At 58.7% G+C, this 16,275-nt stretch carries 6 protein-coding genes; 3 read left to right on the top strand and 3 right to left on the bottom strand.

All coding sequences use genetic code 11. The annotated features are described in order from the left end of the window. Window positions 1–216: 216 nt before the first annotated feature. On the bottom strand, window positions 217–609 hold the full coding sequence (locus DES53_RS07010; protein ID WP_113957522.1) for a hypothetical protein: 393 nt from the start codon (window positions 607–609) through the stop codon (window positions 217–219). A 235-nt stretch (window positions 610–844) separates the two neighbouring features. Between DES53_RS07010 and DES53_RS07005 the strand changes: the two genes are divergently transcribed. The 3 genes from DES53_RS07005 (at window position 845) to DES53_RS06995 (ending at window position 3,773) form a co-directional block, all read left to right on the top strand. Next, complete coding sequence (locus DES53_RS07005; RefSeq protein ID WP_113957521.1) at window positions 845–1,861, top strand: DnaJ C-terminal domain-containing protein; 1,017 nt, start codon at window positions 845–847, stop codon at window positions 1,859–1,861. Between the two features lie 68 nt (window positions 1,862–1,929). Continuing rightward, the gene (locus DES53_RS07000) at window positions 1,930–2,238 is read left to right on the top strand and encodes a chaperone modulator CbpM (RefSeq protein ID WP_170156920.1); all 309 of its coding nucleotides are present in this window, start codon (window positions 1,930–1,932) and stop codon (window positions 2,236–2,238) included. A 137-nt stretch (window positions 2,239–2,375) separates the two neighbouring features. Continuing rightward, entirely contained in the window at window positions 2,376–3,773 is a 1,398-nt protein-coding gene (locus tag DES53_RS06995; RefSeq protein WP_113957519.1) for a DUF1552 domain-containing protein, read from the top strand. A 126-nt stretch (window positions 3,774–3,899) separates the two neighbouring features. Here DES53_RS06995 and DES53_RS06990 read toward each other — a convergent pair whose 3' ends face one another. Then, on the bottom strand, window positions 3,900–13,946 hold the full coding sequence (locus tag DES53_RS06990; protein WP_211325472.1) for a beta strand repeat-containing protein: 10,047 nt from the start codon (window positions 13,944–13,946) through the stop codon (window positions 3,900–3,902). Window positions 13,947–14,323: 377 nt separating this feature from the next. Continuing rightward, window positions 14,324–16,216 carry a DUF1592 domain-containing protein gene (locus tag DES53_RS06985; protein ID WP_113957517.1) on the bottom strand — a complete coding sequence of 631 codons (1,893 nt, stop codon included), beginning with the start codon at window positions 16,214–16,216 and terminating at the stop codon, window positions 14,324–14,326. Window positions 16,217–16,275: the final 59 nt, after the last annotated feature.

Below are 16,275 nucleotides of genomic sequence, written 5' to 3'. Positions count from 1 at the left end.
AGCGGTGACAGATGAATGGCTCATGCGTATCGATGCTCGTCATCGACTTGCATGGGTGGCAGCACCGCAACAAGCAGCACTCTTCCGCATTATCTGTTCGAGACGGGCACCTCTACCAAGCCGAACATCGGGTGCCGATGTCAGATTTCGCGCATCCTGGTTCAAAGAGCAACCTGGCCATGGCACGCCCTACACCAGGAGTCGAACGCAGGCCCTTCACAACCCCGGAGCGTCTGATTCACGCCGCTGGTGAATGCGACCCCACAACCCGGTGAAATGCGACTCCGCAGCCACTTGCAATTCAGCCAGGGTCTTGTCAGCGGGCAGGTGATAGTCCACGGTGGGATCTCCGGTCAGCCCCTCCAAAAGCGTAATCACTGCCTCGACGCTTTCATAGACAAAGTCCTCCTTCTCATTCTCCGGCAGGGCAAACATGGCAAGATTGATGAGCCAGGTACCATCCCGACGCAGGTAGTAACGGTCTACCTCAAAAGTCATCGTATTCGGAGGATACCCCTCCTGACGGATGACATAAGGACCGCGCCCATCTGCATCATACCCAAGATTGATCAACTCGCAGCTCTGGTAGTCATTGGCAAGTGCAGACATGGCTGGAATGTGGGTTAAGGGTTGTGGTGATGTGGACGGAACGATGCAGGGAGCATGCCAGCGTTGGCAGAGCCGCTTCCGACGGTGAGTGTATCATAAAAACTCTGGAAAAGCGGTAGCAAAAGATTCAGAATCCCGGCGCCCGCCCTACGCATGAATTGCGAACCTTGAAGCCAGGTGCGGTCGTCTATTGCGTACCCGGCGTATCTTGCTTTGATATCATTGCTTTCCCGCCATGGCTGTAGAGTTCAAGGATTACTACACAACACTGGGTGTGCCACGCGATGCCAGCGAGGCGGACATCAAGAAGGCCTTCCGCAAGCTGGCCCGTGAGCACCATCCCGATGTCGCCAAGGACAAGGAGGCTGCCGAGGAACGCTTCAAGGAGATCAATGAAGCGTACGAGGTTCTCGGAGACCCTGACAACCGGAAGAAATACGACACCCTCGGACCGAACTGGAATCAGGAAGGTGGATTCCACCCACCCCCGGGATGGACCGGCAACGCGCGTGGGGGTGCCCGCAGTGCGAGTGGGACGCAGGCACGGGAGTTCCACTTTGGAGGCACGGGCTTCAGCGACTTCTTTGAGCAGTTCTTCGGCGGTGGCGCGAGTGCCGGTGGTGGAGTCTATGGCTTTGGAGGTGGGATGGACGAGGAAGAGGGATTCTTCCACGCCGCCGCAAACCAGCCCCACCGCGGTCGCGATGTGGAGGGGGACATTCTCGTCACGCTACAGGAGGCCATGGATGGCACCATGCGGCCCATTTCGCTACAAACTGTTGATCCGGCCACGGGCAAAGCGGAGGCGCATGAGTTCACCGTGCGCATCCCTGCAGGCGCCAGCGAGGGACGGCGCATTCGAGTGCCCGGCAAAGGCGGTCCCGGTTTCAATGGAGGCGAGCCGGGCGATCTTTTCCTGCGCATCCGGCTCGCAGCGCACCCGGAGTTCCGGCCCAAAGAGTCCGACCTCTACCACGACCTTGACCTTGCGCCGTGGGAGGCCGTGCTGGGCAGCGAAGTGGAGATACCGAGCCTGGATGGCAACAAGCTGAAGCTGCGCATTCCTGCCGGCACCCAGAATGGCCAGCAACTCCGGCTGCGAGGCCGCGGCCTGCCCAAGGGTCGCACCGGCGAGCGAGGTGACCTCTATGTGGTGACGAATGTGCAATTGCCCACATCCATCACTGAAGATGAGCGCGCTCATTGGGAGGCCCTGGCCAAGGCATCGCATTTCCGGCCGAGGCAAGGATGACTTTGCAGCGTTACAGCGAACTGCGAACCGCGCACAGCGCACCAGGAACTACCAACCCGACTTCCATCATGCCTGACTTCACCGAGCCTCATTCCGCATCGGCGCATGAGTTCTATGCGATTGAAACGGTGTCGGAGATCACCGGTACGCCGAGGCACACGATTGCCGTGTACTGCCGCCACGGCATCATCTCGCCTGTCGGTGAGCCCGATGAGGATGGCTGGATCTTTGACGATGACGCCATTCTGCGGTTGCGGCACGTTGAACAACTGCGGTTGCAGTACGGCATGAATCTCGCCGGGCTTCGCGCGATGACCACCCTCATGAATGAGCTGGAAGATCTGCGCCGGGAGATTCGGTTCCTCCGGGGCAGCTGAAGCGCCAAGGTTTAATCTCCGCCTGCAAAAAATCCCCACGTGCAAGGCCAGCCAAGCGCAGTCTTGGATTTCTGGCTCAATGCGTGCTCCCTGCGCAACAATCACCGCACCGGGTCCGTAGTATTCTCACCCCCGAAATGCCGTCTTTCATCATTCCCAGAGGTCCCATTTCCCGTCGCCGCGTACTGCGTGGCTTGGGCGCGACCATTGCGCTGCCGTTTCTGAATGCCATGAGCCCCAGCACGGTGCGTGCAGCTTCCTCGGCAAAGGCCCCCGTGCGCATGGCCTTCATTTTCATGCCCAATGGCGTGCGCCAGGATCGCTGGACGCCCGAAGGCACGGGCGCGGACTACAAGCTCTCCCCCATTCTCCAACCCCTGGAGCGTCATCGCGGCAACATGAACGTGCTCACCGAGCTGGGCCACATGAACTGCCGCGAAGGTGATGGCCACTATGCCAAGACGGCGAACTGGCTGACAGGCACGAAGATTGCCAAGACCACCGGCAAGGACCTGCGTTGCGGCGTGAGCGTGGACCAATTCTACGCCCAGCAGGTCGGCCATGCCACGCGCTTTGCCTCCCTCGAGCTCGGCACGGAGCCGATTCATAGCGGTGTCGATTTCAATGTGAACTACACACAGCTCTACGGTTCACACATCGCCTGGCGTACCCCCACCTCTCCCCTGCCCCCGGAGATCAATCCCCGTTTTGTCTTCGACCGCCTGTTCCGTGAAAACGCCGACCAGCGCCGTGCCTCCGCCATGGAGAACAAGAGCGTGCTGGACCTCGTGCTCGCTGATGCCAAGGCGCTGCGCTCCACCGTGGGCCAGGAAGACCAGCAGAAGCTGGATGAGTATTTGGAAAGCATCCGCAGTGTAGAGCGCCGTATCGAGGCGGACATCGCACGTGTGGCGACCGGAGAGAATCTCGATCCGGCCGCGAAAGCAGAAATCGCGAAACTCGATGAGCGCATTTCCAAGGCCATGAATGGCGTGAAGGCTGACCCCGGCGGTCGCTTGCGCCTGGATCACACGGAGCATTCGCGCCTGATGATGGATCTCATCACGCTCTCCTTCTGGAGTGACAGCACCCGGGCCGCGTCCTTCATGTTTGGCTGGGCGGTCAGTGGAAAGAATTTCTCCTTCCTTCCGGATGTGAAGCTTGGTCACCACGAAAGCTCCCACCACGAGAGCAAGGAGGAGAAGCTCGCCCAGTACGAGAAGATCAACATCTGGCACTCAGAGCAGTTCGCCTACATGCTGGACCGGATGAAGTCCATCAAGGAAGGTGAAGGCAACCTGCTGGACAACAGCCTGGTGATGTTTGGCTCCAGCCTTAGGGATGGGAACAGCCACAATCCGAAGAACCTTCCCATTCTTCTCGCCGGCAACGGCGGCGGCATCAAGACCGGCCAGCACCACGTCTACGGAAAAGACACGCCCCTGTGCAATCTCTTCCTCTCCATGCTGCAGGCTGGAGGCGTGAAGACGGATCGCTTTGGCGACAGCACTGGTTTGCTGCCCGGACTCGTGTGATTGAGCTGGCCCTTGTGGCCGGGGTACAGAGGCAGGCAACAGATAAGCTGGCTCTGAAAGCAAAAAAACCGCAGCAGTTCCCCTGCCGCGGTTTTTGTTTGGCTGCATACGCGTTTCCGAGTTTGATTAACGCTGCTTCCGGCGGCGGCGCGAAACCGCAAATCCAAGACCGCCAAGCAGCAGCAGCGCCCGCGATGGCTCAGGCACCACAAGAAGTATGCCGTGCGAGGCGAACAACCGCGTATCCCAATCGAGCCCCAGGGTAAGAGTGGGAAGGTCCAGATCACCGAGGTCGCCACCACCACGAATGTCTCCTCCATTCAACCAGCCGGTGCTCGTCATGATGCCGGTCCAGTCGATCAGATTGAACACATCTCCGTAGGTGCCCATGTATCCGCCCAGCGCATTGATGGTGAACTGTGTTCCACTCACAATGGTCACGTCCCCGTTGTTGCCGAGATAGCCTTCAATCGAGAGATGGTCCATGGTGCCCGTCACCTGGCTCTTCCACGCAGCATTCGTATTGGCTTCATTGGTGAGGAAGCTCACGTAACCCGCGGACCCTATCGCATTTCCCCCGAAGTCGGTCGTGGTGGTGGCAGACTGGAGTTGCATCCGGATGGTGGACGTGGTCGCCGCATTCAAGTCGCCCGCAATGCGAAGCGTGCCAACAGCCGTATTGGCCCCATCATTCACCGCACCAGGCTTCAACGTGGAGCCCCCCTCCAGCAATACATTTGCCATCGTGCCGGTACCGGAGAGAGTCGCTCCCGTCTTCACATAGGTGGTGTTTCCCTTGAGAGTTCCAGCCATGGAAAGTTCACCCGCATTCACCACCAGGTTCCCGGAGAACTCGCTGCTGCCCGTGAGCTGCCACGCACCCGCTCCGCCCTTCACCACACCACCAGTGGTCGTGGCACCAGTGCTGGCGCCCGTTCCGTAAATGTGGCCGGCGTACGTCACCACTCCCGCACCGGTCGTGGTGGTGAGGGTACTGCCAGGACCGAGCAGGATCTGCGCATTGGCTTCCGTTCCAGAAATCCCGGCCACTGTCTCGCTGGCATTGCCGTAGTCCAGATTATAGGTGCCGTTCACCTCCAGCGTGGCGGCATCGATAATCTGGTTCGAGGCGAGCTGACGCACGGTAGCGCCGGCTGCGATATTCAACGCACTGCCCGTGATGGCGTTGACACCTACATCCTTTCTCAAATCCAAACGTCCGGCATCCACAAACACGGCGCCCGTGAAAAGATTGCTCTGGGTACCGCTGATGACCATGGAGCCTGCACCCAGCTTGCGGAAGCCCACCGTACCATCTCCTGCCGTGGTCAGGACACCTCCCGGATTGCTGTTGCGCATACGGACGTTCACAAAAAGATCGTCTTCCGCGGCACCATCCTGCACCACGAAGTCACGCGTCACCGTGCCCACCGTACCCGTGGTGGCGGTATCGTTGTCCAACGCAAGGTTGAAGAACGAGTCCGAGTCATTGTCCCCGCTGATGACGTTCACAAAGTCGCTGGCGAGCGAGGTGACCGTGCCACCGAGATTCAAGTTCGAGACGCTCGCGCCGTTGGATACGCGAATAGATGCCCCCTCCGAGAGCTCAAGGCCTCCACCTGCCTGGAACGTACCTGACGCTCCAGTTTCAATGCGCCCCAATCCGCGCACACGGGTGAGGCCGTTCACCTGCAGTGTGGTGCCACTGTCAGCAAGCACGGAGTTGTTCTGGGTCACGGAGTTCACCGTGAGGTCACCGGAGATGACCACCGTACTGGCAGTGACGACCGCTACGCTGCTGGTACGGAATACACCGCCATTCACCGTCACGGAGCCAATGACATCGCTGTTGTTGCGGAAGTCGACCGTGCCGTTGTTCACCGTGATGTTGGTGGCATCATCCATCAGGTTGGCAGCGTAGGAGTTCAGCGAGCCACCGTTGAGAGTCACATTCCCTCCGATCGCGGTCGTGCCAGCGGTCTTCTTCAGATCCACGGCGCCAGCATTGATGATGGTCTCGCCAGTGAAGGTATTCGGCGTGTTGTCCAAGAGGTCCGGGGTGCCCAGTTCCAGCGTTCCTGCTCCGCTTTTCACGAACGTCCCACTCTTGCTCACGCCACCGCGGATGGTCACATTCGCAGTATTGTTCAGCGCGCTGGCATTGGAAAAAGTGCCGCCGTTGTTGATGAGATAAGCAAAGCTGTTGGCATTGGTGAATGTGGCAATGGCGTCATCAATCGACATGCCATTGAACCGTATGGTCTTGGTGGTGGCGGTGGTGCCAACACGGTCCGCACTCACCGTGCTGTCTGCACGGAAGAACAAGTCCTGGTCAAAGAAGATGACCTGGGCCGCCGTGGTGCCGTCACCGTCATGACGGACATTCAGCGTCCCTCCCTGCAGGATGATATCTGAGCCCGCCTGTCCAAACGCACCTGCAGCATTGTTGGACTGCACCGTACCCTCGTTCACATAAAGGCCTCCCGTGAAACTGTTGTTGTTGTTCAGCAACAGCAGCACCCCGCCTTGATCCTTGATCACGCTCAGGGAATCCGGCGTCAGCACCGTTCCGTTGGCGGTGTTGTCCGCGATGCCCGCGTTGATCGTCACGTTGTTGTTGCCATTGACTGTATGAATGAAGAGCTCATCGGCAATCCCATCCCCTGCCGTACCGGCGGTGAGGATGCCGGTATCCGCAGTGGAACCGCCAATGACATAACTGATGGCCGAGCCCGTGTTCGGCACCAGAATGCCTCCACTGACAATCGTGAGATTAAATGCGTCCAGGTCGATGGTCCGCGTGCCCCCTGCATTGAAACGCAAACTCAGGAGAGAGCGGTGCGTATCGAGGGTGTATGTCACAGCACTGCTCGAATCAAAATTGGCATGCGTTCCCACCCCCCAGGCAGTCACGAGTGGATTGGTCGTATAGCTATTGAAGGCTACAATGCCTCGTGGGCTACCGCCGTCGACCGAGGCATTGTACTGCACCCAGTCATTGCCGTTGGTAAATCCACCGCCCAGGAAACCAAGCGTCGCCACCTCACCCGTGAAGACGATGCGGGGATTCGCTCCAGTGCTGCCAAGTCCCCCACCGGAGTCCGCGCGGAAGTCAATCGTGCCGCCGAGTTTGCGACTGGCCTGGATGGTCCCACCAATACGAAGGACAGAAGGAGCAGTCAGCGTACCTGGCGTATCCGTCGCAAGAGACACGTGAATGTTCGTGCTTCCCCATACGGTGAGATTGCCAATGGTTTCATTGCCACTGGAGTAAAGCTCACCACCATACATGGTGACTGACGTGGCATCCGGCAACCGGTTCAGGGCAAATCCTCCCTGGGTATTGTCGATGCTGAAACGCCCCCCTTTGATCACAAGGCTGGAGAGGTTGGACATCACCCCGCTCTGCACGAGTTGAGTATTGCCACTGTACTGCTTGTACACGCCGCCCCCGAAGTCGGATGCGCCGGTAAGATAGAGGGTGGAGGTTGCACTACCTTGTTTGCCGATAGTCCCGCCATTGCCCACCACATTGCGTAGGACCGCATTCAGGTTGGTAACGAAGAATGCATCCCCCTGGAAGTTGGTCGTTCCTGCAACCACAAGCTGCTCACCATTGGCGCCCCCGAGAGTGAAGAACCGATCATCAGCAATGGTAAGGTTGTTGATGCTGAAAAAGTGGTTCGAGTAGGCGCCACCAAAGCGCAGCTCCAGCGTGGAGTTGGCCGAGGCCGTCAGGTTGATGTTAAAGTCCGCCGTCGTATTTTCCTTCAGCACCAGGCGCGAGTTGGCCCCTGCGAGCTCGACGTTGGCGCGGTTGGTCGCATTGCCAAGTGAGCCGGCATAGTTCGCGATGAGTGTCGCATTGGTGTGCAACTTGATGGAGCCAGCAATGTCATTCGGCCCATTGAGGGAGACAAAGTTGGCATTGCTGCGGCCATAGATATTCCAGGTGGAACCCGCAGTGAGGGTCACTCTGTTGTTGAGCACGAGGTTGATCGACTGCCCGAAGTTCTCCGCGTTGTACAGATAGGTTCCCACCGTTCCATCCATCGAGACCTGCCCATTGAGGAAGTGAGTCGTACCATTGCCCCTGCCCATAAGATAGGAACCATCCTTCATGACGAGCGAGCCGTCGAAATTCACAATGCCATGCTGCAGCATGGCGCCATCCTCAACCGTGATGGTTTGATTGGCCAGGCGACCTCCCAGGACGTTTTCCGCCTGGGTGACAAGTATACCTTCACGCACAATCACGTCGCCAGAGAAAGCAAATGTCTGGGTGCCCAGGATGAGACGACCACTGCCGGTCTTGATGAGCGTGCCCGTGCCGGAAAGCTGGCTGGCATCATTGAGTGTCATCACCCCGGACAGAAGGGATTGGGGGAGCACGGCGTCTCCACCGCCCACATGCAAGGTGCCGCCATCCGGCCCTATGACAAAGGCCTTGGTATTTGCACCCGGGTCATACGCCCCGGCAATGACAGAGAAGGTGCCTCCGTTCAGAGTAACCGTGCGCGCGCCCGCCGCACCCAACGCGGTGGGATCCGCGGTACCTCCCGGCCCCACAATGGCCAGCGTGCCCTCATTGACGGCAATATTTCCGGTGAAGGTGTTGCCTCCATTCAGGATCAGTGTGCCACTGCCATCCTTGGTGATGCCATTGGTCCCGGCCACGATCATGTTCACATCGAGCGTGCCACCATTGACGTGGAAGAACAATTCGCCACCACCGGCAGTGAGCGTGCCAGTCGTACCGGCAAGGCCCGTAGTGTCCGAGGCACCGCCCGTGTAGAGAATACCACCACTGCCAATGGTGAGCCCCGTGTTCTTCTGCCCAATACCACGCGTGGTGGCGCCATTGATCTTCAGGCTGTTTGCCGAGACGCCGGTCGTAGTGAAGTTCTGCTGCGTCAGATTGATGAGAATATTATCCACGGTGGCAAGGGTCGCCGTGGGAGCCGTCGTCTGGGAAACACCCGCACCGGTAATCCCGGTATCCTCATAGAGAGTGACGTAGCTGCTGAACGCAGAGACCACGCCTCCACTCACACTGGCCCAGTTGATACCACCCACTGTGGCATAAGCCCCGAGGATGCCATTCGTGTTTACCGCCGAGGTCGTGATGTTCCCCGCAGCGGCGAAGTTCACCGTGGCGCCTGCCGTGCGGCTGAGGGCGCCAGCGTTCAACGTGGCTGCACCGAGATCGATTTCGGCGCCACCAGCGAGAAGGTTCAGACCTGTCACCGTTTCCGTGCCATTCCCCACAAGAGAAAGTCCGCCACCGGCAAGATTGAGCGCTGCCCCGTCGGCGAGCTGACTGACCGCGGTATTCACCACCAACGTGCCCGCATTCACCGTAGTTGCTCCAGTGAAGGTGCTCGCCACTGCACCATCAAGAGTCCAGGTACCAGTTCCGTTCTTGGTCAAGGTTCCGCTTCCAATAGCAATACCCCCAGAGATAAGGCCCGAACCATCGCCACTGAGCACCAAGTTCGCATTGGTAGCACTCGATACACCTCCTGTGAGGGACAGACTGCCAGATGCCGAATTGACGATGACCGTGCTGTTCTGCGCGTCAGTCACCAAGGTCACCAACCCTGAGAGAGAATTGTTGCCGGAAGCATTGACCAAAACTCCGTCCTGACTGGGATGACCAGTCCCGTGCAACTCCAGGGCTTCCGCACCGTAGCTGACGTTTCCGGTAAAGACGAGGCTTGCGCCGCCAAGGACTCTCGTGCCCTGGGCATTATTACCGAGCGTTGTGGAAGTCCTCAGCACACCGGCCGTGATGTCCGTGAACCCGGTATAAGTACTGGCACCGGCAAGCGTCCAGTATCCAGAGCCATCCTTCACCAATCCGCCAGCAGTAGTGACACCACCATCCAGGAAGCCATATCCTTCACCACGCAGGTGGAGAGTGCCTGTACCGCCCACGGCTCCAGCGATGCGAAGCTCCGAGAGCGAGTAGTACGGCGAAAGACCGGTGGGAGCCACCGCGCTATCAAAAGCCAGCGATGTCGCCATGGTGGAAATAGCAGCATCCCCGGTGAGAGTGACTGAGCCCGTAAAACGATTCGCACTCCGATAGGAAACAAGGGCACCCATCTTGTCCGCCGCACCAAATCCCGCCAGCGTGAGATTGTCCGCAATCACCACACCAGATTCCGCCTCCAGAGTTGCTCCAGACTCGACCGTCGTCCCACCTGCTGCCGCCCCCAGGCTGGAGCTGTTGCGGATGATCAGCGTACCCGCATTCACGGTGACATTTTCCGCGTAGGAGCTCTCATTGAGATAAGAGCCGAGAATGAGCGTACCGAGTCCGGACTTGGTAAGCCCGCCATTCACCATGTAGGGAACAATGGTGTAGTAAGCACCATCACCGATATCGAAATCCCGGATGCCACCACCAAAATCAATGCGATGGTTCACCATGAGCTCGCGTCCTGCAGTGATGGAGATACCCGACGAGTAGCTGTTTGCTGCAAAGGGATCCGGGGTGACCTGGACATCCGTGAGGATCCGGACCTCCGAACCTGCACTGAAGTTACCGGCCGCCGTGGTCAGAACAATGCTCTGGCCAGAAGTCTTGAAATAGGTGCCGCCCAATTCCAGAACAGTGAGGTCCGCACTGGCGTCCCCTCTCAAGTTGATATTGGGTGCACCATGCAGGAGCTCCGTGGTGTTGAGGGTGAGCGTGGCTGCAGTACCGGAAACGCCCTGCACCTCCACTGTGCCCCCGGAGATGGTAGCCTTGTTCACCGTAAAAGTTCGCCGGCCCGTGTTCAGCGTGCCGCCCTTCATGATGAGTTCCGGCACGTACCCGTCGTAGTCATTGGTGGCCCCATTGGTGGTGGCCTCGTCCGTCTGACCAAGCCTGCCACTCAGCAGATATACCTTGCTGTTGGCGGCGAAGTTGTTGCCCCGCCCTTGGGCAGCCCAGCTTACCGTACCACCGGCAATGATCAGATCACCGGTGATGGCGGTCACATTGACTCCCTTGTCGATTACCAGACGCCCCCCACGGACAATGATGTCGCCTGTGTAGGTATTCGCCACATTGTCACCGGATCCGTTGCCCAGATACAGAATCGCCGAGGTGGAGGTATCAAAGGTGGTATCGGCCTGGGTCATGGTAAACCCACCGGACCCGGTAACGCTGATTGCCCTCATCGAGGAGTTGTTGTCCCTGCCCGACAGCATGTGGATCACAGGGGAATTTGAAATGTTCATCGTCGAGAACGTGGCGTCCACGCTATCGAACCCTCCAAAGCTGAGGGTGGGCGCATTATCGCCCGAGTAAGGTGCATTCAGCGTGAGTGTGCCAAAGGTGACATTCACGTTCTGATTGGAACCGTTAGCATTGGTCGCAGCCGTGTTGTTGTCCAGGCCAAGCTGGCTGCCATTGCCGGTAACGTTGATATTGCGACCAGTATTGATCGTGCCTGTGAGGTTGTTCGTGTGGAACTCCAGGCCACCGCCCGTGAGCGTCACATCGCTGGAAAGTACCGGAGCGATGCCACCCGTCGTGGCATAGACGATCACACGCCCCTGATTGATGAACAATCCACCGGTGAAGCTGTTGTTGGTGGCTGCGGTATTGGTGTTGGTGAGACGCAGATCGCCCGTGCCATTTTTCACGAGGGTGAGTGCTCCGGTCCCGTTGTTCACGATGCGAGCGCCAATGTCGAGACTGTTGGAAGTGGCTGTTCCATTGATCGTGATGTAGAGCGTCGCAGCAGTATCTGTCACCGCTCCGGCAGTGATCTGCCCCTTGTTGGCAGCCAGGGTGTTGTGATCGATGAAGGCGTTGTTTCCTCCGGAAAAGAGAATGCCGCCACTCTCCACTCTCAATAGATTCGCGGCTCCACCCAACGTGATAGTATCAGTGGCAGAAGCCATTCCAGCAGCGAGCTGGAAGTTGAGCGAGTTCACCGTGGAACTCGTTGTAAGCGCAACTGGAGTGGCGTTGTTCGTGAACTTTACGTTCACCCCGGTGGTATAACCTGCCGCGAGCGGATCGATGGAATAATCCGCAGCGACCAGGGACGTCACACCCAGGGCATAGCCACTGTCGCTTGATGTATCGTACTTCGCGAATTCCGTCCCGCCCACCGTGGCCCAGCCGCCCATGAAGCCCGCCGCCTGGCCATTGATCAGGATGCGACCTGAGTTACCTGCCAGCCCCAGACTGGTTCCGGTGAAGTTCACTCCCGCATTGGCGGCCCGGGACCAGGTGGTGGTGCCACCGAGCTGCAACACAGAGCGCGCACCTGCATTGTTCCGCGTGGCATCAAAGGTCACCAGGCCACCCGATACCGTCAGGTTTTCAATCGTCTGGTCACTGTTGGTAGCAGCCGCCACATTGGACTGGAGGGAGATTGTACCCCCCTTCATCACCACAAGAGCACCGGCATCGACTCGCTGTCCTGAGGCTACGGCTGCGGAGTCGTCGAGACGCAGCACACCACTGCTTGAAATCGTAATGGTGGTGGCGCCGCTCACCGCTCCCAGACCAATCGAGCCATTCACCCCCTGAAGGTTAAGCGTACCTTGGACAACATTCACATTGCTCACCTGAAGCTGTGCCGCCACGGAGAGCTGGGACGTGTTGGTGGCACTCGTATTGGCCCCAATCTTTGTGAGGGTGCGCCCCGCTGCATTTTCAGCGACATTGCTGTTCAAGAGCAGGCCACCGTTGGTGGAGCCGTTGGCCCGGGTGGCGATGACCGCACTTCCCTTGATGGTGATCGGACCATTGATCGCGAGCTGGTATGAGTTGGCCGCATTGACATCAAGATAGTGGTCACCAATGGAGAGCGAGCCGAGTTGGAAACTGTTTCCGGTATTGGTGCTGCCGGAGCCTGTGCGGTTCGCAGCAAGGCTGTAGATGCTGCCTTTCTGCGTGCCGGTGAAATCAAGCTTGATGCCGCTGTAGTCCGTCAGGCTGGTATTGCTGCCAGCACCGTCATCGCGGAGATCCAGAATGGCATTCACCCCTTTGAACTCGACAGTCGCACTACCCAGGCCATTACCACGCCCGGTGCCCGAGGCATTGCCAGGGTTGTTTTCAATCGCGGTGAAGTCGTTCAGGACAAAACGACCCGAGAATGTCGATTGGAGGGCATCACCTCGCTGCAACACCACGCGATGATTTCCGCCATTTCCCCCGACAATCTGCACCGTCCCAGAACCTTGCAGGTAGCTGTTGAAGCGTGGAAGTCGCGCAGTCCTGCCGTCTGCATAGTCTGCCGCCAGGATGGTGCCACCGTTCAGAGTGATGACAGACGCGGCCGACCCAGAGCCAAACACATGGTCCGCTCCCGAGACGCCCAAGGCGCCTCCTGTATTCAGGGTTATCCCACCATGAACAATGGTCAACGCAGTAGTTCCGGTGCCAATGCCAAATACGCCTCCGTCCACCACATGCGTTGCCGTGGTGGCAAAGGAACCTGCGTTGTTCACCTCGAGAAAGCCAGCCTCCACCTTGGAGCCGCCCGCGAGCGCATAGGCCTGGGTCGACAGAACCAGCCGGCCAGCCCCGCGCTTGATAAGCTGGCCCGTGCCACCAATCTGGCTGCCGTCATCCAGATTGAGCATTCCATTGCGGACGTTGATCGCGCCACCACCTGTACCCAGAACAATGTTCTTGGTGGAACCGTCCGGATTGTGCCCCGGCCCCACTAGCAACAGTTCGCCTCCATTGGTAAGAGTGATGACCTCAACCGTACCGCCAATGGGACCAAGAGTGGGCCAGTCACTGCGGACGGTTGAGAGACCACCCGTACCGTGACTGAGCGGACTGCGGTGCACATACTTCAATGTTGTGCCCGCTCCATCCACGGTGATGTTTCCGGTTTGGGTGAAGAAATTGTTCATCACCACGGTACCGCCTCCGGAAATGCTGAGCGCACCCGTGATGATTGCATTCAGGTTCAGTGTCGTGCCCGCATCGACTATCAGGTTGGGCGACGTTGCGGAGAAGGCCAGTACGTTGTTGGTGCCCGCCGCGCCCAAGCTGATAGTCCCTCCCGTATCGAAGGTGAAGGTGTTGAATCCCAGAGTGCGATTGCCATCCAGATGGATGAGAACATCCGAGCCCAGGCCGAAGGTCAAATCATCGCCCGCGAGTGGCAGCGTATCAGTGCTCCAGTTGAGAGGATCTGACCACATTCCCAATATCCCATCATTGTCCCAAGACACTGGCGCAGCAGGCAGTGCCGTGGAGCCAAGGACCATCAAGCTCGCGAGAGAGGCGGCGGCGTTCCGGAGGAACGACGAGCGGAGAGAAGCGGTGTCTGACATTCGGAAGCGTGCGATTTTTTGCACCTCAAAAATGGTGCCTAAAATCTACCTGAAATGCACGCACTTCTTAGGTGTCCGGCTTAATTTGACCTCAGAATACAGCTCAAGATACCTACCTAAAAAATCGTCTCACAATGAACATGCTACGAATAGTTATTACACAGAACTAGGCACCGAATCGAGGAACCGTGCATTCCGCACGAGCCCATTTAGGAAAAGCCTCATTCAGAGCGTCCGTTTTCCGATTACTTGGCCATTCGGAAAGGGTAGCTCTGGACCACCCCAATCACGAGTGCCTCGCTGCGATAGTCATTCTTTCGCAAGGTTTCCTCAAGCCGCAGCAAGGTCGGCTGATCCACGGTTTCCAGACCACGCCCGAGCGCGTAGCCCAAGAGTCGGGAACAGAGGGTGCGGGAGAATTTATCCTTCTCCTGCATGAGCACCTTGCGGAGTTCCGCAGGGTTGGCAAAGGCGCGGCCGTCAGGCATCACGCCGCCCACGTCGAGGGCCTTGCCGTTTTCATTGTCGCGCCACTGGCCCACGGCATTAAAGTTCTCCAGTCCAAAGCCCAGCGGATCCATCCGGGCGTGGCAGCCGATGCACGCCGCTTTGTCACGGTGTGCTTCCAGTCGCTTGCGCAGGGTGACCTCCCCCTTCAGGTCGCGGTCGTCCTCAGGGAGCTGGCCCACGTTCGGTGGCGGCGGCGGCGGCGGTGCGCCGAGCAACTGCTCCAGCACCCACTTGCCACGGAGCACGGGACTCGTGCGCTGCGGATACGCCGTGGCCGAGAGGATCGCTCCCATGCCCACGAGACCGCCGCGTTTGCCATCCGTAAATTTCACCTGGCGCATCTCCGGCCCCTTCACGTCCGGCACGCCGTAGTGATTGGCGAGCGACTCATTGAGATAGGAGTAGTCGCTGTCCAGGAAATCCAGCATGCGTCCATTTCTTCGGAGGATGTTGTCCGCGAAATTGAAAGCCTCGTCATACATGTTGCGCCGCATCTCATCGTTGAACTGCGGGAACTTGCGCCGGTCCGGATCCACGGTGTTGAAGAGTTCATCAAAGCGCAACCACTGTCCGGCAAAGGTCTTTGTGAAGGCTGCAGCACGCTTGTCTGCCAGCATGCGTTTTACTTGCGCAGCGAGCACTGCGTCATCTTGCAGCTTCTTCTCAGCAGCAAGCTTCAGCAACTCCTCATCCGGGATGGAAGACCAGAGGAAGAAGGAAAGGCGAGAGGCCATCGCATAGTGATCCACTTGGTGGACCTGACCGGGCTTCGCAGGCTCTTCTTCGCGAATGAAGAGAAACTTGGGCGAGAGAATCACGCTCTTCACGGCGACCTTCAGTGCTCCATCCCAGTTGGCTCCACGTTTGAGGGCAGCGCTGAAAACTTGAATCACTTCCTTCAACTCCTGCTCGGAGACAGGCCGGCGCCAGGCACGCTGCACCAGGGGCCGAAGAATGAGCGCAGCACCTTCCTCGGGCGGGAGCTTGTCGCTGGTGCAGGGGGCCATGAGGCGCTGCCTCAGCGGATCCTTGCTCCACACCTCCTTCACCACGTCATCTGCCGTCGTGATGTACTTCTCAATCAGGAGAGGCGATAACGTCAGCGTATCCGCATTGTTGGAGAAGCCCTCACCACCCGCGCCATCCGCGGGGAATTTGTCCCCCGGCTTGGACTCGATGCCCAGCAAATCACGCAAGGCGTAGGTATACTCGTCGCGAGTCAATCTCCGGACCTTGCGCACGCCGGGATCCGTGGGAGCCTGCGCAAGGGTGGCCCTTTCATTCATGCCCACCCAGTCGAGGATGGCCTGCTTCCCCTGTGGTTCGAGCGGGGTTTTGTTCTTCGGAGGCATTGTCCCGGCCTTGAGCTGCTCGCGCACCTTGTCCCAGAGCCGGATGTCATTCCGCGCCGGATGACTTTGGTCCGTGAGCGCCTGGAGATCCACATCCCCCTTTTTCATCTCGCCGTCATGGCAATCGAAGCAGCGCTGCTCCAGCACCGGGAGCACGTTCTTCTGAAATGCATCCGAAACCGCTGCGCGATCCTGGGCCTGAGTGCTCTGGGAAGCCAGGGAGACTGCGGCGGCAACACTCAGGAACAAAGGAAAAGCGACACGGGAAACTGGCATGAAATCAGATAGAACGTGGGAAACCAAGGGGGAAAAGGGGCAGGAAGCATACGTCCTGA

It is taken from the genome of Roseimicrobium gellanilyticum, from assembly GCF_003315205.1.
Lineage (GTDB): Bacteria > Verrucomicrobiota > Verrucomicrobiia > Verrucomicrobiales > Verrucomicrobiaceae > Roseimicrobium > Roseimicrobium gellanilyticum.
The sequence above is the reverse complement of the archived record's forward strand: the minus strand, read 5'-3'. Positions and strand labels throughout refer to the sequence as shown.